The sequence below is a fragment of the Polaromonas sp. SP1 genome (assembly GCF_003711205.1).
In the GTDB taxonomy this organism is placed as follows: Bacteria; Pseudomonadota; Gammaproteobacteria; order Burkholderiales; family Burkholderiaceae_C; genus Polaromonas.
Genome location: NZ_CP031013.1, coordinates 347,453 through 372,805, shown reverse-complemented (window position 1 = coordinate 372,805; position 25,353 = coordinate 347,453). Strand labels below are relative to the sequence as shown.

At 63.9% G+C, this 25,353-nt stretch carries 22 protein-coding genes; 7 read left to right on the top strand and 15 right to left on the bottom strand.

Annotated elements, in window-relative coordinates:
* Positions 1-184: 184 nt before the first annotated feature.
* Positions 185-862 (top strand): hypothetical protein, encoded by a 678-nt coding sequence (locus tag DT070_RS01750; protein ID WP_228778606.1) that lies wholly within the window; start codon positions 185-187, stop codon positions 860-862.
* 30 nt (positions 863-892) lie between these two features.
* On the opposite strand, the gene DT070_RS01745 is transcribed toward DT070_RS01750, so the two are convergent.
* The 11 genes from DT070_RS01745 to DT070_RS01700 all read right to left on the bottom strand — a co-directional run bounded on the left by DT070_RS01745 (position 893) and on the right by DT070_RS01700 (position 12,190).
* The gene (locus tag DT070_RS01745; RefSeq protein WP_164483700.1) at positions 893-1,867 is read right to left on the bottom strand and encodes a tripartite tricarboxylate transporter substrate binding protein; all 975 of its coding nucleotides are present in this window, start codon (positions 1,865-1,867) and stop codon (positions 893-895) included.
* Between the two features lie 38 nt (positions 1,868-1,905).
* The gene (locus DT070_RS01740) at positions 1,906-2,613 is read right to left on the bottom strand and encodes a class II aldolase/adducin family protein (RefSeq protein ID WP_122953858.1); all 708 of its coding nucleotides are present in this window, start codon (positions 2,611-2,613) and stop codon (positions 1,906-1,908) included.
* A gap of 4 nt (positions 2,614-2,617) precedes the next feature.
* Positions 2,618-3,004, bottom strand: coding sequence for a nuclear transport factor 2 family protein (locus tag DT070_RS01735; protein WP_122953857.1), 387 nt, complete (start codon positions 3,002-3,004; stop codon positions 2,618-2,620).
* Positions 3,005-3,006: 2 nt separating this feature from the next.
* Positions 3,007-3,855, bottom strand: coding sequence for a fumarylacetoacetate hydrolase family protein (locus DT070_RS01730; protein ID WP_122953856.1), 849 nt, complete (start codon positions 3,853-3,855; stop codon positions 3,007-3,009).
* A 37-nt stretch (positions 3,856-3,892) separates the two neighbouring features.
* Positions 3,893-4,903, bottom strand: coding sequence for a tripartite tricarboxylate transporter substrate binding protein (locus DT070_RS01725; protein ID WP_122953855.1), 1,011 nt, complete (start codon positions 4,901-4,903; stop codon positions 3,893-3,895).
* 32 nt (positions 4,904-4,935) lie between these two features.
* A complete protein-coding gene (locus DT070_RS01720) occupies positions 4,936-6,615 on the bottom strand; it encodes a bifunctional 3-(3-hydroxy-phenyl)propionate/3-hydroxycinnamic acid hydroxylase (protein ID WP_122953854.1) in 1,680 nt (559 codons plus the stop codon).
* On the bottom strand, positions 6,612-7,394 hold the full coding sequence (locus tag DT070_RS01715) for an IclR family transcriptional regulator (RefSeq protein WP_122953853.1): 783 nt from the start codon (positions 7,392-7,394) through the stop codon (positions 6,612-6,614). The genes DT070_RS01720 and DT070_RS01715 overlap by 4 nt, the downstream gene beginning before the upstream one ends.
* Positions 7,395-7,433: 39 nt before the next feature.
* Positions 7,434-8,258, bottom strand: a complete 825-nt coding sequence (locus DT070_RS01710) for a VOC family protein (protein WP_122953852.1) — start codon at positions 8,256-8,258, stop codon at positions 7,434-7,436.
* A 58-nt stretch (positions 8,259-8,316) separates the two neighbouring features.
* Entirely contained in the window at positions 8,317-8,529 is a 213-nt protein-coding gene (locus tag DT070_RS21175; protein ID WP_153976303.1) for a hypothetical protein, read from the bottom strand.
* A 260-nt stretch (positions 8,530-8,789) separates the two neighbouring features.
* Positions 8,790-9,779 (bottom strand): aspartyl/asparaginyl beta-hydroxylase domain-containing protein, encoded by a 990-nt coding sequence (locus DT070_RS01705; RefSeq protein WP_122953851.1) that lies wholly within the window; start codon positions 9,777-9,779, stop codon positions 8,790-8,792.
* A 71-nt stretch (positions 9,780-9,850) separates the two neighbouring features.
* Complete coding sequence (locus tag DT070_RS01700; protein ID WP_122953850.1) at positions 9,851-12,190, bottom strand: ATP-dependent DNA helicase; 2,340 nt, start codon at positions 12,188-12,190, stop codon at positions 9,851-9,853.
* Positions 12,191-12,364: 174 nt separating this feature from the next.
* On the opposite strand from DT070_RS01700, the gene DT070_RS01695 reads away from it, so the two are divergent.
* Both DT070_RS01695 and DT070_RS21525 read left to right on the top strand, forming a co-directional pair.
* Positions 12,365-13,306, top strand: coding sequence for a DedA family protein/thiosulfate sulfurtransferase GlpE (locus tag DT070_RS01695; protein ID WP_122953849.1), 942 nt, complete (start codon positions 12,365-12,367; stop codon positions 13,304-13,306).
* A 408-nt stretch (positions 13,307-13,714) separates the two neighbouring features.
* Positions 13,715-18,856 carry a PAS domain S-box protein gene (locus DT070_RS21525; RefSeq protein ID WP_164483699.1) on the top strand — a complete coding sequence of 1,714 codons (5,142 nt, stop codon included), beginning with the start codon at positions 13,715-13,717 and terminating at the stop codon, positions 18,854-18,856.
* 80 nt (positions 18,857-18,936) lie between these two features.
* On the opposite strand, the gene DT070_RS01685 is transcribed toward DT070_RS21525, so the two are convergent.
* Together DT070_RS01685 and DT070_RS01680 are read right to left on the bottom strand one after the other, a co-directional pair.
* On the bottom strand, positions 18,937-19,386 hold the full coding sequence (locus tag DT070_RS01685) for a VOC family protein (RefSeq protein ID WP_122953847.1): 450 nt from the start codon (positions 19,384-19,386) through the stop codon (positions 18,937-18,939).
* 98 nt (positions 19,387-19,484) lie between these two features.
* Positions 19,485-20,336 carry an AraC family transcriptional regulator gene (locus tag DT070_RS01680; protein ID WP_164483698.1) on the bottom strand — a complete coding sequence of 284 codons (852 nt, stop codon included), beginning with the start codon at positions 20,334-20,336 and terminating at the stop codon, positions 19,485-19,487.
* Positions 20,337-20,569: 233 nt separating this feature from the next.
* On the opposite strand from DT070_RS01680, the gene DT070_RS01675 reads away from it, so the two are divergent.
* On the top strand, positions 20,570-22,123 hold the full coding sequence (locus DT070_RS01675; protein ID WP_122953845.1) for an ABC transporter substrate-binding protein: 1,554 nt from the start codon (positions 20,570-20,572) through the stop codon (positions 22,121-22,123).
* Between the two features lie 151 nt (positions 22,124-22,274).
* Here DT070_RS01675 and DT070_RS01670 read toward each other — a convergent pair whose 3' ends face one another.
* Together DT070_RS01670 and DT070_RS01665 are read right to left on the bottom strand one after the other, a co-directional pair.
* Positions 22,275-22,664 (bottom strand): hypothetical protein, encoded by a 390-nt coding sequence (locus DT070_RS01670; RefSeq protein ID WP_122953844.1) that lies wholly within the window; start codon positions 22,662-22,664, stop codon positions 22,275-22,277.
* A gap of 144 nt (positions 22,665-22,808) precedes the next feature.
* Positions 22,809-23,855, bottom strand: a complete 1,047-nt coding sequence (locus tag DT070_RS01665) for an endonuclease/exonuclease/phosphatase family protein (protein ID WP_122953843.1) — start codon at positions 23,853-23,855, stop codon at positions 22,809-22,811.
* Between the two features lie 222 nt (positions 23,856-24,077).
* Between DT070_RS01665 and DT070_RS01660 the strand changes: the two genes are divergently transcribed.
* The 3 genes from DT070_RS01660 to DT070_RS01650 are packed head-to-tail and all read left to right on the top strand — an operon-like array spanning position 24,078 to position 25,312.
* Positions 24,078-24,548, top strand: coding sequence for a helix-turn-helix transcriptional regulator (locus DT070_RS01660; RefSeq protein ID WP_122953842.1), 471 nt, complete (start codon positions 24,078-24,080; stop codon positions 24,546-24,548).
* Complete coding sequence (locus DT070_RS01655; RefSeq protein WP_122953841.1) at positions 24,431-24,892, top strand: SRPBCC domain-containing protein; 462 nt, start codon at positions 24,431-24,433, stop codon at positions 24,890-24,892. Before DT070_RS01660 ends, DT070_RS01655 begins: the two co-directional genes overlap by 118 nt.
* Positions 24,893-24,934: 42 nt before the next feature.
* Positions 24,935-25,312: a VOC family protein gene (locus tag DT070_RS01650; RefSeq protein WP_122953840.1), complete on the top strand. Its 378-nt coding sequence runs from the start codon at positions 24,935-24,937 to the stop codon at positions 25,310-25,312.
* Positions 25,313-25,353: the final 41 nt, after the last annotated feature.

Here is a 25,353-nt window from a genome sequence, read left to right as displayed (position 1 = left end):
TAGCACATACCTGAAGCAACTCAGGGCTTTCCCGTTGTGAACATTTGCTTGCATCGCTAACATGGTGCAACCACCGCCGGGTGCTTTCCATTGAATGTGATTCCGGCTTTTTTGTGCGTTCGCGCACTCCAACGGCGCAAGGCACGGAATCGGAATGTTGTTCAAAGGCAAGACGCACGCACACATGGCTCGCACAGCGCTGCTGGCGATTTTTGCCGCCGGCGCCTCGCTTTCTGCTTCGCTTTCCTTCGCGGCGCCTCTTGCTCCCTACATAGACACCTCCGGCACCGGTACTGCCGCCGGCATGGCACTGGTGTCCGCGTCTCCTGACGCGCGCCAGGCCCTGCAGTGGGTGGTGCAGGCGCATGACAACCAGGGCCTGCCGTTTGTCATCGTCGATAAAAAGGGCGGGCGCATCTTTGTGTTTGACGCCAATGGCCAATTGCGTGGCGCATCACCCGCGTTGACGGGCCTGGCGCGCGGCGACCATGCCGTGCCCGGCATGGAGCAGCGCAGCGTCGCCAGCCTGCGCGACTTTGAGCGCACTACGCCCGCGGGCCGTTTTATGTCCGAGCCGGGCCACAACCTGCAGGGCGAGGCCATCGTGTGGATTGATTACGCCGCCAAGCTCGCCATCCACCGCTTGCGCCCCGCGCCCGCGGCCGAGCGCCGCGCTGAGCGGCTGGCCTCCGAGAGCCCTGACGACAACCGCATCTCCATGGGCTGTGTGGTGGTGCCGGTCAGTTTCTACGAAGCCGTGGTCGGCCCGGTGCTGGGAAAAAGCCGCAGCATCGTCTACGTGCTGCCGGACACGGAGCCGCTGCAACGCATGCTGGGCGCATTGCAGATGAGCCAGAACTGAATCCGGCTCACTCTTTCCCTATGGCCGGTCTTACTCCGGCTTGATATTGGCCGCCTTGGCCAGTTGCTCATAGCGCAGCTTGTCTGAGCGGATCAGCTTGACCAGCGCCTCGCCGTTGCCCGCATAGGGCTCGACACCCGCATTCGACAAACGCGACTGCACGGCAGGGTCGGCCAGCACCTTTTGCACGTCGGCCACGATTTTGCTGACGACGGCCGGCGGCATTTTGGCCGGCCCCATCAAGGCGAACCAGGTCGAGAAATCCAGCGGCTTGAGGCCTTGTTCTTCCAGCGTCAGCGCATCCGGGAGCAATGAATAGCGCTTCTGGCTGGCCACGCCGATCACATTGAGCCTGCCCGCCTTGGCGTAGGGCGCGGCCAGGTTGGCGCTGAAGATGGCCAGCGGGATCTGGCCGCCCACCACGTCCGTCACCACCGGTGCGCAGCCCTTGTAGCCGGCATGCACCGCGTCCAGTGCGGTCTTCTGCTTGACCAGCTCCATCACAAAATGCATCGGTGTGCCCACGCCGCAAGAGCCATAACTCAGCTTGCCGGGGTTGGCCTTGGCGTAGTCCTGCAGCTGCTTGAAGTTCTTGACGTTCAGGCTGGGGTGCGCCACCAGCGCGATCGGCGTCACGCCCAGCAGCATGATGGGCGTCAGGTCCTTCTCGGGGTCGTAATTGAGTTTGACGCCCAGGCCCATGTTGACCACCATGGTGCTGTTTTGCAGCAGCAAGGTGTAGCCGTCGGCCGGCGCGTTCACCACCAGCTCGGAGCCGATGTTGCCGGACGCGCCGGTGCGGTTTTCCACCGCCACGCCATGGCCCCAGGCTTGCTGCAGGCTGGCGCCCAGCTGGCGCGCCAGCACGTCGGCGCCGCCGCCCGTGCCGTAAGGCACCACGATGCGCACCGCTTTCGCGGGCCAGGTTTGGGCCAGTGCAGTCGGCGCAAGCGCCTGGCAAGCCAGCGCGACGCAGCAGATGTTCATAAGTGATTTCAATGTCATGTTGCTTTCCTCCATGGATGGTTTGTTGAATCGGAAACTCAGGGTGCCAGGCCCAGCTCGTGCACCCACAGGGCCCACGCCCGCGGGATTTGCGGGTCGTTGGCGGCGGCGGCCAGCGCCGCTTCGGCTGGCGTCAAATAGGTGGGTGGCCCCAGCGCCATGGCCGCAGCCTGCAGCCGGGCGTTGACTTCGGTGTAAACGGCGCGGTACACGGCGTGCTGCAGTGAGGCGCCCACCACCGTGCTGCCGTGGCCGCGCATCAGCACACAGGCGCAGGCGCCCAGCGACGCGGCCAGCGCTTTGCCGAGCGCCGGGCTGCGTATCAGCAGGTCGCTGTCACCGGCCGTGTCGCGAATCTCAAAATGCGCCGAGCCGCTGCCCAGGAAACCCGACATGTGAAACACCGGCCTCAGCCTTTGGCCGGTGATGCCGAAAGGGATCACGCTGGGCGAGTGGCTGTGCACCACCGCCATCACGTCGGGCCGGGCACGGTAAATCCCGCTGTGGATGAATCGCTCGAGGTAAGGCTTGCCGGTCGTGCCTTCCAGCGCCTCGCCGTCCAGCCCGTAGCAGCCCACGTCGGCCTCCTCGATGAGTGCGGGCGCACGGCTGCGCGAGAGCAGGAAGGTGTCTGCCTGGCCGGGTTGTCGCACGCTCACGTGCCCGAAGCCGTCCACCACACCGCGCGCATACAGGATGCGGTTGGCCAGCACCAGCTGCCGTGCGAGCAAAGGGTCGGGCGTCATGGTGTCAGGCCGCCTTGGCAGGCAGCGCGGTGGCCTGCACTGCCTGCAGCACCCATCCTGCCGCCGTGTGTTCCCACACCGCCAGATAAGAGCTGGCAATGTCACGCCGCACCCCGCCTTTAAGCACCGTCGCATACATCACCGCGCCGACAAGGCCGGCAGTGCCGATCAACCGTGCCTGCGGGGTCGCAAACTCCAGCGTTTCATACCGCAGCGCGCCGCTGGCCAGCAACGCAAGGTAGCTTTGTTTGCTGTCCGTCACGCCGGTGGAATGTGTATACGCCAGCGTGTCCGACAGCAGTGTGCCCAGCGCGGCCACATCCGCTGCCAGCATGGCCTGCCGCCGGGTTTTCTCAGCGGCCAGCAGGCTGCGTTCAAGAGCGGCCGTCATGCTTAAAACCGCGTGGCGTCGGCGGCGATGGTGTTGCGCAGCACGCCCACCTTGCCGACCTCGATCTCCACCGTGTCGCCCGGCTTCATCCACACCGGCGGCGTGCGCTTGACGCCGACACCGCCCGGTGTGCCCGTCACGATCACGTCACCCGGCTGCAGCGAGGTGAAGGTCGAGATGTACTCAATCAGCACCGGGATGCTGAAAATCATCAAGGCGGTAGTGGTGTGCTGCATGACCTGGCCGTTCAGGCGGGTTTCCAGCGTGAGCTCTTCGCCGTCGGCGATCTCGCCGCGCGTCACCATCCAGGGGCCAAAGCCGCCGGTGCCGGTGAAGTTTTTGCCGGCGGTGAACTGGAGGGTGTGCTTTTGCCAGTCGCGCACCGAGCCGTCGTTGTAGGCGCTGTAGCCCGCCACGTAATCCCAGGCATCGACCTGGCGGATGCGCCGGCCGGCCTTGCCGATCACCACGGCGATCTCGCCCTCGTAGTCCAGCATGGTGGATTCCGCCGGGATCAGGATGGGCTCAAGGTGGCCTGTCTGCGACTCGGCCACACGCATGAACAGCAGCGGGTGCTGCGTCGGGTCGCGTTCGGTTTCGATGCGGTGTGCCTCGTAGTTGTGGCCCACACAAAAGATCTTGCCCGGCGCGGTAATCACCGGCAGGAACTGGATGTCCTTCAGCGGTATGGCCGCTGCCTTGGCGGGTGCGGCGGCGATGTCGTCCAGCTTGCCGGCCTGCAAGGCGCTGAGCAGCGTCGGGTATTGCGCCGAGTGCAGCGGCTGAACGCCGGCATCGGTGGCCGCGCCCCAGCCGGGCTGCCCTTGATGGAGGTAACTGATGATTTTCATGGTGTGCTTTCCAGGGGTGAAATAAAAAGGGAGGGATTCAGTCCAGCGAGATGTTCAGCCGCTTGATGGTGTCGCCGTAGCGCTGCGCGTCGCTGCGCAGCTGCTGCAAAAATTGGTCGGAGTTCAGAAAGTAGGGCTCGTAATACATGGCGGCGTACTTGTCTTTCACGTCCTGCTCCGACAGCACGGCGGCCACGTCTTTCTGGATTTTTTCGACAACCGCTTTGGGCGTGCCTTTGGGCACCAGCAGCGCGGTCCACGCACTCAGCTCAAAACCCGCGGGCCCGCCTGATTCGGCCACCGTGGGCACATCCGGGAAGCCCGCCACGCGTTTGGGTGCGGCCACTGCCAGGTAACGCGTCTTGCCGGCGCGCTGCATGGCGCCCGCGCTGGCGGCGCTGCCAAAGGCCCAGTCGACCTCCTGGTTGCCCACGGCCACATACAGCTGGGACATTTCCTTGTAAGGCACGTGCGTCATCTTCGTGGCGGTCGATGTCTCCAGCATGGCAGCGCCGATATGGCCCGGGCTGCCGACAAACCATGAGCCGTAGTTCACCTGGCCCGGTCCCGCCTTGGCGGCGGCGCTCAGGTCACTCATGGTTTTGTAGCGGCTGCCCGCCGGCACCGTCACAAAGAAATAGTTGCGCAGGATGGGTGTCACCGGCTCAAAGTCGCGCAGCAGGTCGTAAGGCAGTTTCTTGAACAGAAAGGGCTGGGCCGCCATTTGTGCGTTGTCCATCTGCAGCAGCTCATGCCCGTCGGGCGCCGCACGCTTGATGGCTTCAATCGCAATGAAGCCGCTGGCGCCGGGGCGGTTGTCCACGATCACGGGCTTGCCCCAGAGCTTTGACAGCTTGTCGGCCACCAGGCGCAGCGCTACTTCGGGCCCGCTGCCGGCCGGGAAGGGCGTGACGACGCGCACCGGCCTGGTGGGGAATTCTTGGGCGTGGATGGCGGGTACGGCTGCCGCGGTGAACAAGCCCAGCAATGCGGCGGCCAGGGTCCGGCCTGATGGGTGTTTGAAAGAAGAGGGAAAAGCGGACGTCATGGTTGTCTCCAGAGGTGGATAAAGGTTGCGGTCTACGCCGCTTGGGGGATGGAAGAGGAGTGGGAAGAAGAGTGCGAAGAGGGGCGCAGCAACTGCTGCAGGCGCGCCGTGGCCTGGGGATCGCTGCGGTCAAGGTAGGCCAGCACATAGCGGTCGGGCCGCAGCAGCACGGCTTGCGCACCGGCGCTTCGGATGATGGCCTCCAGCGTGCCGCTGCAGTCGCGCAGCATGGCCTCACCGGTCTGCATCAGGAAGTCGTCGCTCTGCGCCACCACCCGGATGTGGCGGCAGGCCAGGTCCGCAGCGGCCAGCGCTGCCAGTGCGGCGGCCACGCTGCTGCTGTCGGCATCCGCCAGTGACAGCAAGGCAAAGCCGTTGCCGAGCACGTCGTCCAGCGCAGCCTGCGAGCCGCCCGGCAGTTCCACACGCGGTTGCGGCAGCAGCTGCCCGGCAGGCACCAGGGCTTTGTCTGCGTGGCCGGGCACAAAAAATCCCTCAAAGAAACGCGGCTTGGGTTTGAACTTCAACTGCAGCACGTAGTCGCGCACCGGCGGCAACACACTGAAGAGCTTGAGTGCGCCTTGCGTCAGCATCGCGGCCAGCGTTGACTTGGGCTGCATGAAGGTGCCAATGCGCACCGCCATCTGGATCAGCGACCAGGCATGCGGTTTGCGCTCCAGCTCGTAGCTGTCCAGCAAGGATGCGGGCAGGCGGCCCTGCACCACGGCCGCCAGCTTCCAGGCCAGGTTGGCGGCGTCGCGCACGCCGCTGTTCATGCCCTGCCCGGCAAAGGGCGGCGTCAGGTGCGCCGCATCACCCGCAAGAAAGACCCGGCCCGACTTCCACCGGCCGGCCACCCGTGCATGAAAGGCGTAGACCACCTTGCGTGTGATGGCCAGCTGCGCGTCGGCCGGTTCACGTGCGTGGATCCAGCTGCGCACACGCGCCTCGTCCAGCATCTCCTCCGGGTCTTCGCCCTCATGCAGCATGAACTCGTAGCGCAGCGTGCCGTCGGGCCCGGGCAGGCGTATCGCAGGCCGCACCGGGTCACAGTAAGTGCGGGTGTGGCGAAAGGCCGAGCTGCGCTCCAGCAGGTCGACGATCAGCCATTTCTCGTAATAGGTGCTGCCCGTCAGCGGGATGCCGAGCTGCTCACGCACACCGCTGCGCCCGCCGTCGCAGGCCACCAGCCAGTTGCAACGGATGTGTTTGGTTTCACCGTCGTGGCGCAGCTCCAGGTGCACGGCCTCGCCGGCCTCTCCCTCGTCGCGAAACGTCACCAGCTCATGCCCAAACCAGATCGCCGAGCCGGCAAAGCGCTGCATCCCGTCGCGCAGCTGGCCCACCAGCACCTGCTGGCGAAAGGCATTGCGTTTGGGAAAGCCGTGCTCCATCGCGTTCGGCTCGATGCGCGCAAACTCCTTGCCGCGCCACGAGTAGTAGTGCACGCCGTAACCCTGCACCACATGCGGCAGCACCTCGCCGATCAGCCCTGTGGCCTGCACGGTGCGCAGGCTTTCGTCGTCGATGGTTACCGCGCGCGGCTCGCCCACGGTGCTGGTGTTGCGTTCGATCACCAGCGTATTCACGCCCTGCATGCCCAGCAGGTTGGCCAGCATCAGGCCGGTGGGCCCGGCGCCGACGATCACGACGGGGAAGTGCGCGCCGTCCGATACCGGCGGTACAGATGACAAGGGGAGTGGGGCGTTCATGGGGCTTCCGTTTTTTTGGTGGCGCGGGCTTTTTCGCGCTGGTCTTGCAGCCGGCCTTCAATGCGGCCGGCCGCGCTTTGCAGGCGGGTCAGCGTGGTTTTGCGCAGGGCCGTGTTCAGCGATTCGGCGGGCATCACCACACTCAGGCTGCCCAGCAGGTGTTCGCCATCGCGCAGGGCGACGGCAAAGCCCACCGCGTCGGCGTCGACCTCGCCTTCGGTGATGCAGTGGCCGACTTCGCGGATGGCGCGCAGCGCCTTGCCCAGTTGCGTGAAGTCGTCCGGCAGGCCCGCGGCCACCAACGTCTTGCGCTCGGTCGTCCACAGCTGCTTGAGCTGCGGTGGCGGCAGGTAGGCCAGGATGATTTTGGAAGTCGCGCCGCGGTACAGCGGCATGGCGCGGCCGCGTTCGTAACTCACCGACAGGGCAGGGTTCTTGCCCTTTACCTGGTGAATGCACATGACCTTGCTGCCGTGAAAGCGGCACAGCAAGACCGTGCCGCCGGTCTGCTCGGCCAGCTTGCCGGGCAGCTCGTCGGCGGCTTGCAGCAGCGGGTCGGCCAGGCGGATCTGCCGGTCCAGTTCCACCACCATGGGGCCCAGCACATAGCCGCGGTCGGCCACGCGCTCGAGCAGGCCCACGGCGGCCAGCTGGCCCAGGTCGCGGTAGACGCTGGCGCGCGATACGCCGAGCTCCTTCATCAACCACTCGGGCGTGATGACCGGCCGGCTCAGGTTGAACAAGCCGAGGATGCGGAGCATGCGGTGGGTGGTTGCCATGGTGAATCCTTTGCGTGAGCGCGTGTGGATGTGGGCCGCCTAGCTGCGCAGGATGGCCTTGCCCCACAGGTTGAGCGTGCGCTCTTCGTGCGGCCATGTTCCGGCGGGGCGGCCGGGCGCGCAGTGCTCGATCTCCGCCGAGATCTCGGCCAGGTTGCCGTCGGGGTCGCGCACCATAAAGAACACGTCGTTGCCCGGGCCGTGGCGGCCTATGCCCCAGACGATGGGCACTTTCAGGGCCGCCATGTGGTCGCCCCACACCTTCATGCTGGCCCAGTCGGGCGCTTCAAACGACTGGTGGTCAAAACAGGCGGCGGGCGCAAAAAACAGGGCCAGCGCATGGTGCAGCGCATCGGTGCGCAAAAAGCAGGCGCGCAGCGCGCCTTCGCCGTCCTTGACCGCATCCGACAGCACAAAGCCCAGCTGCTCTGTGTAGAAAGCCAGCATCGCCGGCAGGTTAGGCGTGCGCAGCGCAAAGTGCTGCAGCGTGGCAGGCGGCAATGCCGTGCCTGCAATGGAAGAAGGCGCCACGGGAGGCGTGAACACCACAAGGTTGCCGTCCGGGTCTTTCAGCGCGATCGCTTCACTGCCGGTGAGGCCGGCGGGCACGGCCTCACGCGGCAGGCCCTGCACCCGCGCCGCAAACGCCTGCCAGGCGCCGGCGCTGGCCAGCGCGTAGTGCGCATAGCAAAGCTGGTTGGCCGCGCCCTGCGACAACCGGAGCTCACGCCCCGGGCCGCGGCACAGGTAGCCCCCGGCCACAGGTTCCATCGACAGGCCGTAGGTGCTGCTGTAAAAACGCGCGGCCTCCAGCGGCCCGGGCGAATAAAGGTGAATGCAGTGCAGTGCGGCTTGCGGTTCCATAGGTAGCGGCTCTCGGTGTGAATCGGTGCCGCTACTCTCGCTTTTGGTCTCTGTGCTGTCAAACAAAAATCTCAATAGGTGAGATTTGACCAATATTGGGGATTTGCCATTTGAATGGGGTGAAGCCCGCCCGGAAAACTTTTGCTATGGTTTTAGGAGCTAAAAGTCCTTGATCTGATTGGGCTGCAGCCCTGTTTCTTGTAAATTTTCTGCGGCATGCGCCCTGAGCCTGCGCGCCCGCAGGCCAGGCAACTACAAGCGCGTCAGCCATTCCCTACCTGGAGCAGGCCTTCACGCTGGCATCACCGCCCCGGCCCGCGCCCTACATTGAAGTTGTTCCTTTCAACATCCTCACTACTTAGGAGAAACAACATGCCCATCATTGCCTGGCTACTCGGCGTCCCCCTCAGCGTGATCCTTATCCTGATGCTGCTGGGCGTGTTTTAAACGCCTGCTGCTGATCAATGCAAAAAGCCCGCAAATGCGGGCTTTTTTCTTTTCTTCCGCCAGGGCCCGAGGGGTATGGCGAAATCACGGCGCCTGAATGTGAGAGGGTTCGGACGTGCCCATTTTCGACAAAGGATACCCGTCAAAAATAATATGTGTGCGTGGCATGCCGGATGGGTTGGAAGACCTGTGCATTACCTTGTTGTCAAAAAACCAGAGCTCTCCAGGCTTGACGTTGAAACGGTTGTTGCCGGACTCCAGGACATTGCTTTCACCGCAGCTGAGCACCAGGTGGTAACGGTCTCGCTCTTGCAGGTACTCTTCGTCGTCGTAGTGCCGGTAAACCTGGCCGTGGGCCGACAGCCTGACCAGTACAACGCGGCCCAGGGCCAAACCCAGCTCATGCGCCAGAGTGCTCACGAGTGCATTGACCTTGGGATACTGCCTTGAGAACGCCGTTTCCTCGCTTTCGTGAATGCCGTCGACCGGCTGGTATTGCCGGTCATGCACCTTCCGGCTTCTGACCACAATGGACTGCGTGTGCCTGTGCTCATGAAGGTCCTCCTGTCTGTGGGTGTGAAGCCCCCACCAGTAAGGCGCAATGCCGTTCACCTCGGCGGCAATTTCCTGAACATTCACCGTCTTCTGGAGCACAAGATATTTCTGCTCGCCCAGGCCTTCCGGCGGCATGGATCGCGTGACGCGTGACAAACCCCTCAACTGGCGAAAAATACCGACCCGCCTCCAGAGGGAAAGCTCCTTTGCCTTCAGCCCCATCGATAGAACCTCCCGCAGGCTTTCGAAGTCCGAGAGCGTCCAGTGCGCCAGATTGTCCAGCTGAAGCTCGTTGCCGCGGAAAAGTTCTGCTGCCCGGCTCAGGGCAGTGTGCAAAACCTCGGCATGGAGATCTTGGTGCCCCTTTTTTTGGGTGCTCCATAGCACCTCCAGATGTCCCCTCATGAAATAAGGGTCCTGGTCCAGCAGGATTGCCACGTTCCTGAGCAACTCCGGCTCATAAAGGCTTTGGCAAAGAAAATCTTCAAAAATTCCTCGGGAGCTGTTTACTTTTTTCATGTCTGCTAGACAGTGTTGAATGCTGAATGCCGGATCCCGCGGCGTTTGCACTGGCTTTCAGGTGCTTTCGCTCAGGCAGGAGCCGGCTCCTTGCGCCTGGCACGCAGCCGCGTCACCTTCCACCAGCCCGGCAGCAGGCCCTGGATCTCGGGGCGTGTGAAGCGGTCGTCGATCAGGTAGACCACACCGCGGTCCGAGGTGGTGCGTATCACCCGCCCGGCGGCCTGCACCACTTTTTGCAGGCCCGGGTAGAGGTAGGTGTAGTCATAACTCTGGCCCGCGCCGAAGTTCACGCCCATGCGTTCCCGGATTTGTTCGTTCACCGGGTTCACCTGCGGCAGCCCCAGCGTGGCGATGAAGGCGCCTATCAGCCGGTCGCCCGGCAGGTCGATGCCTTCGGCGAACGAGCCGCCCAGCACCGCAAAGCCTATGCCCCGGGACTCCAGCGTGAAGCGCGCCAGGAAGGCGTCGCGTGCGGTTTCTTCCATGCCGCGTGTCTGCTCCCACATCGGAATGTGCGGATAACGCTGGCGAAAGAGCGTGGCGAGTTTTTGCAGGTAGTCGTAGCTGCTCAGGAAAGCCAGGTAGTTGCCGGGCAGGCTTTCGTACTGCCGCGCCATCAGGTCGACAATGGGCGAGAGCGAATCGTCCCGGTGCTGAAAACGTGTAGAGACATCGCTCACCACCGATACCTGCAGCTGCTCTGCCAGGAAGGGTGATTGCACTTCCGTCCACACCGTGCCGGCCGGCAGGCCCAGCGTGTCGGCGTAATAGTTTTGCGGGCTCAGCGTGGCCGAGAACAGCGCCGTCGATTGCGCGGCGGCAAAACGCGGCGCCAGGAAGGGCGCGGGCACCACGTTGCGGATGTTCAGCACCGCGAGTTGCTGGCCCAACACCTGGCCCAGCGCATCGCGGCCGGCTTCCTCCTGCAGGGTCACGTCAAACAGCGAGTGTTCGCCGAAGTCTTCGGCCATGCGCGAAAAGTGCAGCGCCTCGAAATAAAAATCCTGCAGCTCGCCGTCCATGCGCGTCGGGTTGGCCAGCAAGAAGTCGGTGATCTGGCTCAGCGCCTGGCCCAGGGTCTTGAGGAAGGTCACGGGCAGCTCCGGGTGCACCTGGTAGGCCTGCCCCTCGGCCTGCTGCGCCTGCTGCAGCTCCAGCAGGCCGCGGTTCAGCCGCTCCAGCGCGCCGCGCACGGCCCGGGGCGCGGTCGCGTGCACCTGCTGCAGCTGCGCCTGGCTCAGCGTGGCCGAATACATCTTGCGTGCACGCTCGACCAGGTTGTGCGCCTCATCTACCAGCACACCCACACGCCACTGGTTGCCGCTGGCCTGGCCGTGCAACAGCGCGCTGGTGTCAAAGTAATAGTTGTAGTCGCCCACCACCACGTCCGACCAGGTCACCAGCTCCTGGCTCAGGTAATAGGGGCAGACATGGTGCGCCAGCGCCAGTTCGCGCAGTGCGGCTTTGTCCAGCGGGCCTTCTGCCGCCGCATGCGCCACCGCGGCGCTGCGTGCCTGGGGCAGCCGGTCGTAAAAACCTTTGGCCAGCGGGCAGGCATCGCCGTGGCAGGCCTTGCCCGGGTGCTCGCAGGCCTTGTCGCGCGCCACCAGCTCCAGCACACGCAAAGGCAGCGGGCCGGCGCCCTTGATGCGCGCCATCGCATCCAGCGCCAGCCGGCGGCCCGGTGTCTTGGCGGCCAGGAAGAAAAGTTTGTCGAGCTGCTTTTTGGGCACCGCCTTGAGCAGCGGAAACACCGTGCCTATGGTTTTGCCGATGCCGGTGGGCGCCTGCGCCATCAGGCAGGCGCCGGCCTGCGCGGTTTTATAAACCGCCTCGGCCAGCTCACGCTGGCCGGGCCTGAAGGTGGCGTGCGGAAACGCCAGCGTGCCCAGCGCCGCGTCGCGCGCCTGGCGGTGCGCGAGTTCCTGCGTCGCCCAGGCCAGGAAGCGCTCGCACTGCGCTTCAAAGTATTCCTTGAGCGACGCCGCCGTGAAATGCTCTGTCAGCGGCGTTTCCTGCAGGCTGGCCACATCAAAGTAGACCAGCGTGAGATTGATGTCCGAAAGGCCTTTTTCGGCGCACAACAGGCAGCCGTAGATCTTTAACTGCGCCCAGTGCAGGTGCCGGCGGTTGTCGGCCATGCTGTGCAGGTCGCCGCGGTAGGTTTTGACTTCTTCCAGCTGGTTGGCATCCGGGTCGTAGCCGTCGGCACGGCCGCGCACGCGCAAGGCCTTGTACTCGCCTTCCAGGCTCACTTCCGACTGGTAGGCGCCGCCGCGCCGCGAGGCGACCAGTGCGTGGCCCGCCATGCCTTCCTGGGCGGAAGGCGAGGGCGTAAAGCGCAGGTCCAGGTCGCCATGCTTGGCCGTGAACTCGCACAGGGCCCGGACGGCTACAACGTATTGCAAAGGGGTGGCTCTCTGGGGAGGAAAGGTGGGGGAATGGTCATGGTAGCGCAGGTCGATTGAACCCTTCTCCCCGATTCAACGCCTTCTCCCCCTGGGAGAGGGCGCAAGGCTTTGAAACACAGTATTGGCCGTCAGCCCATTTACCGAAGCCCCGCACCCGTCTACATTCGTTCCATGAACCAGATCATCTCGTGGCTGGAGCAATACGGCCTGGCCGCCGTTTTCCTGAATATCGGGCTGGAGCAGCTTGGCCTGCCCATCCCGGCGTACCCCGTGCTGATCCTCACCGGCGCCTTGAGTTTTAACGGCCAGTATTCGGCCGGCGGCCTGCTGCTGACGGCCGTGCTGGCCTGCCTGATCGCCGACAGCGTCTGGTACTGGGCTGGCCACCGCTACGGCAGCCGGGTGCTGAAAACCCTGTGCCGCATTTCGCTGTCGCCCGACTCCTGCGTGCGCCAGACTGAATCCATCTTCACGCGCTGGGGCGTCAAGTCACTGGTGCTGGCCAAGTTCATTCCGGGCTTTGCATCGCTGGCCACCGCACTGGCCGGGCGCACCGGTGTGCCTTTCGGCCGCTTCCTGTTTTTCGACGCGATAGGGGCCACGCTGTATGCCGGCGTGGGCCTGGCCATCGGCATGGTGTTCCATGATGCGGTGGCCGATGTGCTGGCCGTCTTCGAGCAAATGGGCCGCATTGGCCTGATGGTGCTGCTGGCAGCTTTTGCGCTTTTCCTCGCGCACAAATGGTGGCAGCGCCAGCGCTTTTACCGCCAGCTGCGCATGGCCCGCATCTCGCCCGCAGAGCTGGTGCAGCTCATGCAGGGCCAGCAGCCCGCCGTGATCCTGGACGTGCGCACCGAACTCGCCCGCGCCGGCGGCGGCATCATTCCCGGCGCGCTGCTGTGGTCGGACCCCGACCGCAAGATGGCTACGCTCGACCTTGCGCACGACGTTGCTGTCGTTGTGTATTGCGCCTGTCCCAACGATGCCTCGGCCGCACAAGTCGCCAGGCGTTTGATGGCGGCGGGTTTTCGCAATGTCCGCCCGCTGCACGGCGGCATCGACGCCTGGCAGGCTGCCGGGCTTGCACTGGAATATCCCGCGCAGCCTGCGTGACCTTGCGAGGGGGGGTGAATTTTCACCTTTTCCTGAACGCTGGTGCATGTAGCCATTCCTTCGCGCCGCGCGCAATGGATGCCAAAGCATCACGAAAGCATTTTGAGAACCCTCAAGAGAGGTCTTAAGTATGCAAATGTTATGTGGGCGTTCGAAAGAGCCGCACGAAAGAAAACAGGGTGTTGTCCTATGGCGAATCTCCCTGCTGCGGCACACACTTTGCAATTGCTGAGCGCCCCTGAAAAATGGATCATGGGCGCTTCATCTTTGTAAAGAAAGTTCCATGCAGTGCATGACCCTTTGTTCGCCGGGCGCGTTCATCACAAGCTGTTGTGAGCATCGCCTGCCGGGATTGCCCTTTTCTTTGCAGTCCCCTTCGCGCGCAGTGCGCATCATGCAGGAGCCATGGTGAAAAGAGACGAAAACCTTAGCGAAGCCAACGAACGCCTCCAGGCCGAAATGCAGGCCCTGGCCGATGCCAACGACAAGCTCCGGCAGGAGCTCGCCGAGCAGCAGCGTGTCGTCGAGACGCTGCAAAGTGATGTGCAAGGCCTGTGCAGCCTGGCCTCGATATCGGCCGACTGGTATTGGGAGCAGGATGCCGATTGCCGCTTCATCGCCTTCGCCGCCGAAAAGGCGCCCGACGATCCTGAGAACCTCGACCCCGACCTGAACAGCGCCCTCGGAAAAACCCGGTGGGACCTGCCGGGCGCTTTTCCCCTGAGCATGTCGTGGTTCGACCATCGCGCGCTGCTCGACGCGCACCAGCCCTTTCGCGACTTCGAATACATACGCGTGCTGGGTGACGGCGTTGCCCATTACTTCTCGGCCAGCGGCGTGCCGGTGTTCGACAAGCACCGCCAGTTCACCGGTTACCGCGGCACCACACGCGACATCACGGTAAGCCGCCGCACCGAAGAAAAAGAACGCAAGGCCGCGCAGTTCCTCGACGACATCGTGGAAAACATTCCCATGGCGGTACACCTCAAATCGGTGGAAAACGGCTTCCGGATCGTGGCGTGGAACAAGGCTTCTGAAATCCTCTACGGGATCAAGCGCGAAGAAGCCATGGGCCGGACCACCCATGACCTGTTGCCGAAAGCCGATGCCGACCGCATGCACGCCTCCGACCTGGAGCTGATGGCCAGCGGCGACATGCAGGAGTTTCCCGACCTGGCCGCGGAGTCCCGGGACCGCGGCCGCATACGGGTGCACCTGCGCAAGCTGCCGCTCAAGGACGCCAGCGGCAACATCACCCACATCCTCGTCACCTCCGAAGACATCACCGAGCGCATCGTGGCCGAAGCCCGGCTGCGCCACAGCCAGGCCCGGTTTCGCAGCCTCACGCGGCTGTCCTCCGACTGGTACTGGGAGCTGGACGAGCAGTTCCGCTTTACCCGGCTGTCGGGGGGCGTCACCGAGCAGGCCGGTGTGTCCCTCAGCGACTACCTCGGCAAAACCCGCTGGGAGATCGACACCAGCCCGCGCAACCGCGCCGCCTGGATGCAGCACCGCGCGCAGCTCGAGCGGCACGAGACCTTTCGCAATTTTGAGTACGAGCACCAGCACAAGGACGGCCGGGTGCTGGTGTTTTGCATCAGCGGCGAGCCGGTGCTGGACGCCCAGGGAAACTTTACCGGCTACCGTGGCGTGGGCAGTGACATTACCGAGCGCAAGCAGGCCGAAGCCGCGCTGCACGCCGGCGAGGCACGTTTCCGTGCGGTGGTCGGGGCGCTGGCCGAAGGCGTGGTGCTGCGCGATGCCGACGGGAAAATCATCGACTGCAACAGCAGCGCCGAGCGCATCTTCGGCAAGTCGCTGGCGCAGATGAAGGGGCTGCCCTCCGCCGCGATGGACTGGGAGCGCCTGCGCGAGGACGGCTCGCCCATGCCCGAAGACGAGTGGCCCAGCGTGCTCGCCAGACAGACCGGCCAGGCGCAGAGCAACTCGCTCGTCTGCTACCGGCGGCCCGACGGCAGCATCATGTGGGGCCTGGTCAATGTGCAGCCGCTTTTTGACGGCGAGACCAACGTGCCGACCGGGTTTGTCACCTCGATTGCCGACATCAGCAAGCGAAAGCAGGCCGAGATTGAAATTGTCCGGCTCAACGTCGACCTGGAAACGCGCGTGTCGCGCAGGACGGCGCAGCTGGAAGCGGCCAACAAGGAGATCGAGGCGTTTTCCTATTCCGTTGCGCACGACCTGCGCACGCCGCTCAGCACCATCGACGGCTTTTGTGTGCTGCTGCAAAAAAACATGCCGCCGGAGACGGACGATCGCGCGCGGCACTACCTCTCGCGCATCCGCAGCAGCGTGCGGCGCATGGGTGAGCTGACGGACGGGTTGCTGTCCCTGGCGCGGCTCTCGCGCACCAGCATCGTCTGGGCGCCGGTTGACATCAGCGCCGAGGTGGATGGCATCGTGCGCAGGCTGAAGGAGGCGGAGCCTGGGCGCGACGCCGTCGTCACGATAGAACCCGGCCTGGTGGCGCGCGCCGATCGCGCACTTCTTGCTCAGGTCCTTGAAAACCTGATTGCCAACGCCTGGAAGTTCAGCTCGAAAAAGCCGCGCACCGAAATCTCCGTCGGCAGGCAGGACGGCGCGGGCGCCACGACCGTGTACTTTGTCAAGGACAACGGCGCCGGCTTCGACATGGCCTACGTCGACAAGCTGTTCGGCACTTTCCAGCGCCTGCACGCACCCGAAGAGTTTGCCGGCAGCGGTATCGGCCTGGCCACGGTCAAGCGCATCATCACGCGGCACGGCGGCAAGATCTGGGCGCAGTCCACGGTGGGAGAGGGCAGCACCTTTTACTTTTCGCTGGGCGGCAACCAGACCAATGTCGGGCTCGATGACGAGATCGATGAAGAATCGGGTTTTGTGCTGGCCGATCCCTCGATCAGCATGCCCTTTAGCAGCGACAACGATGCCTTCCTGCTCAAGGACCAGCAGTTCAGCAATGCGTTTGAGCACGCCGCCATCGGCATGACGCTGATCGGCATTGATTCGCGCAGGCTCAAGGTCAACAACGCGTTTTGCCAGATGCTCGGCTATTCGGAAGCCGAAATGCTGGCGCGTTCCATTTACGACCTGACCCATCCGGACGACATCGACTGGGATCTGGAGCAGCGCAGAAGGGCGCTGGCCGGCGAGATCGAATCTTTCCAGGTGGAAAAGCGCTACATCCACAAGCTGGGCCACACCGTGTGGGGCTACATGAGCTGCTCGCTGGTGCGCGACGAAGACCGCAAACCGATCCACTTTATTGCGCAGATCCAGGACATCACCGAGCGCAAGCAGACCGAGCAGGTCTTGCGCGCGCGGGAAGAGCGCTTTCGCGCGCTCACGGCGCTGTCGTCCGACTGGTTCTGGGAGCAGGACGAAAACTTCCGCTTTATCGAAATTTCAGGTGACGCGCCGCATGTGTCGGGCATCTCGAACAAGGCCTACGGCAAGACGCCCTGGGAGCTGGACCACGTCAACATGAGCGACGCCGTCTGGGCCGAGCACAAGGCGACGCTGGAGCGGCACGAGGTCTTCCGCAACTTTGAAAGCATACGGCGCGACGCCAACGGCACGATCCGCTACCTGAGCATCAGCGGCGTGCCGATCTTTGACGAGATGGGGCGCTTTACCGGCTACCGCGGCACCGGCCGCGACACCACTGACTGGCGCCGCATCACCGAGGCCTTGCGCACCAGCGAGTCGCAGCTGCGCGAGATCACCGACACCGTGCCGGCCTGGATCACCTACGTCGACGTCAACCAGAACCTGGTCTTTTATAACCGCGCTTACCAGGAGGCCTTTGGCTTGTCGCATGAAGAACTTGATGGCCGGTCTGTGCGCGAGATCCTGGGCGAAGAGATCTATGAAACCGCGCGGCCCCGCATTGAAGAAGTGCTGCGCGGCTATCCGGTGGTCTATGAGCGCGTGCAGAAGACGGCCCGGGGCGACCTGCGCGAGTACGTGATCAACTACTTCCCGCGTTATGGCGACGGCGCCGACGAGGGCAAGGTGGTCGGCTATTACACCCTGGCCAACGACATCACCGAGCTCAAGCGCATCGACCGCATGAAAAGCGAGTTTGTCTCCACCGTCAGCCATGAGCTGCGCACGCCGCTGACCTCGATCCGCGGCTCGCTGGGCCTGATCTCGGGCGGCGTGGCCGGCCAGCTGCCGGAGGCCGTCAAGACGCTGGTGGGCATCGCCAAAAGCAATTGCGAGCGCCTGATCCGGCTGATCAACGACATCCTGGACATTGAAAAAATCGAGTCCGGCAAGATGACGCTGGACCTGCAGACCGTGGCGCTGCTGCCCTTGCTGGAGCAGGCGGTCGCGGCCAACGAAGGCTACGGCAAGGAAAAGAATGTGAGCCTGGCCCTGGTGTTTGAGGACGACGGCGAGCCCCTGCAGGTCAGGGCCGACAGCGACCGGCTGACGCAGGTGGTCACCAATCTGCTGTCGAATGCGATGAAGTTCTCGCCCACCGACGGCGTCGTCGAGATCCATGTCTCGCGCAGCATGCGCCATGTGCGTGTGGAGGTGCGCGACCGCGGGCCCGGCATCCCGGAGGAATTCCGCAAGCGCATCTTCCAGAAGTTCTCGCAGGCCGACTCGTCCGATACGCGCCAAAAGGGCGGCACCGGGCTGGGCCTGAATATTTCGCGCGCCATCGTCGAGCGCCTGAACGGCAACATCGGCTTTGACACCCGCACGGGGGAGGGCACCACCTTCTTCTTCGAGCTGCCCGAATGGCAGGAGCCGCTGCCCACCGAAACCTCGGTGCTGCACACCGGCCTGCCGCGCATCCTGATCTGCGAGGACGACCGCGATATCGCACGCCTCATCAGCCTGATGCTGGAAAAAGCCGGGTTCGACCCCGAGACGGTCTTCAGCGCGGAAGAGGCCCTGGAGCGGCTGCAGCACGAGCGCTACGCCGCCATCACGGTCGACCTCAAACTGCCGGGCCAGGACGGCATTTCGCTGATCCGCACCTTGCGTGCGCAGCTGCCCACGCGCGACGTGCCGGTGGTGGTGATTTCGGCCTCGGCCGCAGAGGGGCGGGTGCGCTTTAACGAGCAGTCGCTCACCGTGTCGGACTGGCTGGACAAACCGATCGACGAAAACCTGCTGGTGCTGGGCGTGCGGCGCGCCATTGCCGGCGCCGCCGAAAGCCGGCCCGTCATCCTGCATGTGGAAGACGACCCCGATATCCAGCGCATCGCCGCGGCCATCGCGCAGGATTTCGCCACCTTTGTGTTTGCCGGCACGCTGGCCGAGGGGCGCGCGCGGCTGGCCGAGCAGCGCTTTGACCTCGTCCTGCTGGACCTGACCCTGCCCGAAGGCTCGGGCTGGGATTTGCTGGCGGACATCGAGGCGCTGAGCAGGCCGCCGCCGGTGGTGATTTTTTCAGCGATGGAAGTCAACCGCGTGCAGGCTGCGCGGGCCGACGCCGTGCTGGTCAAGGCCAAGACCTCGAACACCGAGCTGCTCGACACACTGCAACGCGTGCTGGCGCAGGGCCGGTTTTTCCCGCCGTCGCGCCTTTGAGTTCATCCCGGGATTTTAAGCAAAATCGGGCTGTAGCCCATGTACAGCGTGGGCTGGTAGCTATGATTTTGATAGCGGTATCAGGCGGCCGGGCGGTTCATGATCTCGGTGTAGCGGCGCTGCATCTCCTCGGGCGTCACCTCTTCAATGCTGTGCCCCACGCTCCAGCGGTGGCCGAAAGGGTCGCGAAAACTGCCTGAGCGCTCGCCGTAAAAGTGGTCTGCCGGGGCCATCTCCAATGTGGCGCCGGCTTTCACCGCGCGTGCAATCACCGCGTCGCAGTCGTCAACATGCAGGTGCAGCGTCATGGCCACCGGCGCAGCCGGCACGGGGCCTGCAAGGCCCAGCTCCGGGTACTCGCCGGAGATCATCAAGGTGGCGCCGCCGAAGTCCAGCTCGGCATGGCCGATGCGGCCGTCCGGTTCGGTCAGGCGGAATTTTTCGGTCGCGCCGAACACCGAGATGTAGAACGGGATCGCGTCCACCGCGTTTTTGATATGGATGTAAGCGAACAGTTCGTGAATGGCCATACAGGCTCCAGGTTTGGCAGGTGAAAAAAGAGGGGCAATGCGCAAAGTCTAGGCCTGCACGCTGCACCGGTCTTGAACAAAATTGACATCCCTGGCCCTTACCGCAGCGGCGGCACGGGAACAGGCACAGGCACAGGCACATGATTGACCGACGCCGGCCGCGCCAGCCGGTACTGCTCAGGCGTCACGCCCGAGAACTCGCGGAACTCGCGGTTGAAATGCGGCTGGTCGCTGTAGCCCGCATCCATCGCCACCAGCGCCAGGGCTTGCGCATCGCCGCCTGGCCCGGCTTGCATCAGGCCCAGCGCTTTCTGAAACCTTTGCACGCGGCCATACAGCTTGGGCGGCAGGCCCACGGCTTGTGAGAAGAGCCGGATGAACTGCCGGTGGCTGTAGCCGCTGCGGGCCACGGCCTCTTCCACCCGCATGCCGTGGCCCAGCTGCCGCAGGGCCCGCGCAACGGCGGGGTTGGCATTTTGCAGCGGCCTGCCTGCCAGCCGCTGCAGCAGCAAGGCCTGCAGCGTGCGCAATTTTTCCTGCGGCGTGGGCGCGGCCAGCAGTTGCTCGCGCATCAGGCCGGCGCGGCTTCCCCACACATCGTCCAGGCTGACGTGCCGGCCGGCCAGCTCGTCGGCCGGCAGGCCCAGCAATGCTTGCGCGGCGCCGGGCAAGAGCTGCACGCCGACGGCGTCTGCGGTGGCGCTCATGTCCTTGGCATAAAACCCGGCGCGCGCGCCGCCTACCAGCGCGTGGCCGATCGAGCGGCCCGCCTCATCCGCCGCATCCTTGAACACCCGCACGGCCGGCCCGTCCAGGCGGAACACCAGGTGCATCAGGCCCGTCGGCAGCACGTGTTCGCGCGCCGGCATGCGCACAAGGCCCGGCGCCGGCGCGCTGAACCACACCGTCTTGATCAGACCGGCCAGTTGGGGATGGGGCGCGCATTGCATGGAGGGGGAAGCGGTAAAGGGGCTGTGGCAGCAGTCTAGGCGCTGGGCCTGCGCAAGGGAACCGCCGGCCGGCCGTGAAACGCGCATGCAGCAGCCCGGCCTTCAGGTTTTCCGCTAAACGGAAATTTAATTTCACAATCAACGCTTACATCTCAGGGTATTCACTTACATAATCGAACAATTCGCCAAATATCCTACGGATTCTGAAAATTACTTTCATACAGGAGTGCCTTATGGCTTACCGCACAAATACGCGCAAAGTGCTTCCGGCGCTGTTTTTTGGCCTGATGGCCTTGCTGCAGGGCGTGATGCCCGCACAGGCGCAGACCACCCCCTCGGCCCTGAACCTCGCCATGGTGGGCGAGCCGCCATCGCTGGACCCGATGCAGGCGACGACCGACCTCGTCGGCACCATCATGCAGCACGTGTACGAGCCGCTTTATACGTTTGACGCCAAATGGAACGTGGTGCCCATGCTGGCCGAGGGCATGCCCCGCTTCTCGGCCGACGGCAAGGTCGTCACCATCACGCTGCGCAAGGGCGTGAAGCTGCATTCGGGCCGTGCACTGGATGCCGAGGACGTGATCGTCAGCCTCAAGCGCTGGATCAAGGAAGCGCCGCGCGGCAAGGCCGTGGGCAAGGAGCTGGTCGACCTGAAGTCGCCCGCGCCGCTGACGGTGGAGCTGACGCTGCGCAACCCGTATGCGCCGCTGCTCGCACAACTGGCGCTGCCCAGCGGCATGGCCGCCATCATGGCCAAAGAAGCGGTGCAGATCCCGCTGCGCGATTTCGTCGGCACCGGGCCCTACAAGTTCAAGGAACGCCGCACCGACCAGTACGTGGTGCTGACGCGTTTTGACGGCTACACCGCCCGCAAGGAACCGGCCAACGGCTACGGCGGCAAGCGCGAAGCCTTTGTCGACGAGCTGCGCTTTATCCCCGTGCCCACGCCCAACACGCGCGTTGAGGGCGCGATGTCAGGCCAGTTCCACTTTGCCGACCTGCTGCCCATCGACGCGCTGGCCCGCCTGGAAAAAACCGGCGGCCGCGCCACCGCGGTGATCACGCCGGCCTTCGGTTTTCCCTACCTGGTGTTCAACACGCGTGAGGGCATCAACGCCAACAAAGGCATGCGCCAGGCGATCCAGACCGCCATCGGCCCCGGCGAGATGATGGCCGCAGGGTTTGGCGACACGCGTTTCTTCACGGCCGAGGCCAACCACTTCCCGCTGGGCTCGCCTTACTACTCGGCCGCAGGCGCCGACAGCTACAACCAGCGCGACCCCGTCAAGGCCAAGGCCCTTGCCGAAGGCGCCGGCTACAAGGGCGAGACAGTGCGCATCCTGACGAGCCGCCAGTACGATTTTCACTACAACATGGCCGTGGTCATGGCCGAGCAGCTCAAGCGCGCCGGCATCAAGGCGGAGCTGACGGTGGTCGACTGGGCCACGCTGGTACAGCGCCGCAACGACTCGGCCGCCTGGGATATCTATGTGACGCACTCGGGCCTGCTGCCCGAGCCGATGCTGTCGCCGCCGCAACTGGGCGACGGTGCACCCGGCTGGTGGAACACCCCGGGCAAGCAGGCCACGCTGCTCGAGTTCAACCACACGCCGGTGCCCGCCAAACGCGGCCCAATCTGGGGCAAGGTGCAACAGCTGGTGTATGACGAAGTGCCCTACATCGACATCGGCAAGTTCAACAGCCTCTCAGCCAAATCCACGAAGCTGGAAAACTATCAACCAGCGCTGTGGCCCTTTTTCTGGAACGTGAAGCTCAAGAACTGAGCCAAAACCCTCCTGGCGTTGTTGCGTCGCCTTGCCGTGCTGTAGCACTGTCTGCGGCGACGCGCCTAGCCAGGACCGCTTCGCTGGGTTTTGCGACCTCTCGAAGCAAAGCCGTGCGGCCACAAGCTGCACGGCTTTTTTATGGCCCTTTTCAGGGCTGCTTGCTGCGGTTCATCGCGTTGTCGAATTCTTCGCGCGAGAGAAACCCGTCCTTGTTAAGGTCTGCCTCGTCGAAGTGTTTGGACACACCGCGGAAGTTCGAGGCCTCGTCGCGGCTGACCTTGCCGTCGCCGGTTTTGTCCATGAACTTGAAGGCGCGCTCCAGGTCCTTGGGGTCGTAATAGGTGACTGTCGTCGTGGCTGGCGGGGTTGAGGTGGCCGCGGAAGCCGCGGCGGCCGGTGCCGGGGGTTGTGCGTGTGCCTGCGTGGCCAGCAGGGCGGCCGCTGCGGCCAGGGCCAGCAAGGACCCCAGCATCAGGGTGCGCGGGCGGCGGAGTTGGGCAAGGGCGGAAGACGCTGTCTTTGTCGTGGGCTGTTTCATGGGCTTCCTGCAGAGTGATCAATAAGCACCATTGGATGCTACCCCCGGCCCTAAAGCCAGTGTTCTTGCAGGGTGTTGCGCGGGTTTACATGCGGGCGGGCGCCCGACACACTTCTTTGCCCGATATCCGGCCTTATGGGCGCCCTAGAGCTTGAAATCGAGAAAAACGGCGCAATGGTCAGACGCCACATTGCTGCTTGAGACCAGGTCAAAGCGCGCGTACTGGAAGTCAATGACCGCCGGGTCCGGGTCGTTCTCTATCGCTTCCACCTTCACCTGTTTGGGCAAATAGCCGCCGTCGACTTTTTTGGATTCAGACCGAAAGCCGATGCCGCGGCGCTCGATGTAAAGGCCGTCTTTCTTCAGCTTGCCCGACAGCGCGGGCGAGAGCAGCACATGGTCCAGCTGCGACACGCTGTTTTTGGCCTTCCAGTAATGTGTCCACCGCTCCCCGGGCGGCAGCGTGGCCAGTGCGTCCACCAGCCCGGCCTTCACGCACAGGCTTGACAGCTGGGGCGCCAGCGGCGTGTCGTTCAAGTCGCCCAGCACCGCAAAGTAGCCTGACTTGAATTCAGGACCGGGGAAGCGCTCCTTCAGCAACTTCACCACCGTGTCGGCCTGCAGCTTGCGCTTGAGGTTGGCATTGGCGCGCTCTTTGGCCTTTGCCTCCTCGTTGGCGCCCATGGCCAGCTTGGACTTGAAATGGTTGATGAACAAAGTCACCGAAGTGGTTTTCTTCACCCGCACGCGCACCTCCAGGCAGTCGCGGCTGAAGATGTATTTGCCGGCGGCCGTGTCGTCCACATGGGTGGTGATGCTGTCGATGGGGTATTTGGAGAGGATGCCCACGTCAATCTGCCGCAGGTCGCGCGAGTCGAGCACCACCACGTAGGGGTAGGCGCCGCCCAGGAAACGGTCGTTGAATTCACGCAGCGCGATCAGGCTTTCGACCTCCTGCACGCACACCACGTCGGGCGACACATCACCGCCTTGCGTGATGGCCAGCGCCGCCAGCTTGCGCTGCTCGGCGTTGAAGATTTCGAATGCGCCCTTCTGGTACAGCGGCAGGTAGCCGGTGTTGGTGGATGCGGCGCCTGCCACCGCACTCTTGCCGCCCTGGTCGCCGGGGAATGTCTTCCCGAACTTGTAGCGCACAAACAGGTTGTTGACGTTGAAGTTGCACAGCAGCATGGCACGCCTCCCCAGGTAGTGATGGTGGTGATCAGCAGGGCAGTTTAGGCAGCGCGTTCACCCGCCGCATCCTCTAATTGAGGTATCAGCGTCGGGCTTTTTGATGAAGATTTGATGACGGAGGCATCCAATGTGGACAGGCCGCTCAACATCACACAAAGAAACAGTTTTCTGTGGCCACCCGGTTGACAAGTTGCCCTGTCCGGTTAAATACTTATCCAAATGGTTAAGTATAAAAACGACGTCGAAGATGACACCCTCAATGCCGTGTTTGCCGCGCTCGCAGACCCGACCCGCCGCCAGGTGCTGCAGGACCTGGAGCAGGGCAATCTCTCGGTGGGCGAGCTGGCCGCGCCGCACGGCATGTCATTGCCCGGCTTCATGAAGCACCTGCGGGTGCTGGAAGATGCCGGCCTTGTCACCCGCGCCAAGGACGGGCGTGTGGTGAACCTGGCCATCTCGCCCGAGCCCATGCAGGAGGCCGCCATGTGGCTTTCGCGTTACGAGAAATTCTGGTCTGCGCGCCTGGATGCGCTGGGCCGTTACCTTTACCGTCAAGAGGAGTTGAACCCGCCATGGAAAGAAGCACAACGCAAGGCAAGCCGCAAGGAAAGTCGTCCGTCGACTTCACCCGGCACTACCCCGTCAGCCCCGAAAAAGTCTGGCGCGCGTGGACCGACCCGCAAGCGCTAGCGCAGTGGTTCGGCCCTGAGCCGCAGGGCAAAGTCACCGTTGCCGACATGGACGTGCGGGTGGGCGGCCGCTACCACATCCAGTTCGGCGTGCCCGGCCAGGAGACGCACAACGTCGCCGGCACCTACCTCGAAGTGGAGCCGCACCGCAAGCTGGTGTTTGACTGGGGCTGGAAGAGCACGCCCGAGCGCATCTCGCGCGTCACCATCACGCTCAAACCCTCCGGCGGCGGCACCGAGCTGGTGTTCAAGCACGAGAAATTTTTCGACCAGGCCGCCCGCGACAGCCACAACGAAGGCTGGAGCGGCGCCTTCCTCAAGCTCGACAAACTGCTGGCAGCCTGAAGCCGCCAGCCCGCAGCCACATCGCATTCGAAAGGACTTCACATGCTTGCCAACCGCAACGCCATGGCGACCATCGCCGTCAAGGACCTTGCCGCCGCGCAAAAATTCTATGAAGGCAAGTTGGGCCTCACGCGGCTCGATGCCGGCGAAGAGGGCGTGCTCAGCTACCAGAGCGGCACCGCCACCATCGTGGTGTATGTCTCCGCTTTTGCCGGCACCAACCAGGCAACATCCGCCACCTGGGGCGTGGGCGACGAGTTCGACAGCATCCTGAAAACACTCAAGGCCAAAGGCGTGGTGTTTGAACACTACGACATGCCCGGCATGACGCTCCAGGGCGATGCGCACGTGATGGGCGATTTCAAAGGCGCCTGGTTCAAAGACCCGGACGGCAACATCCTGCACATCCTCAACCGATAAGACCATCCTCCTGACGCAAAGCCATCATCCATTGCACCCCA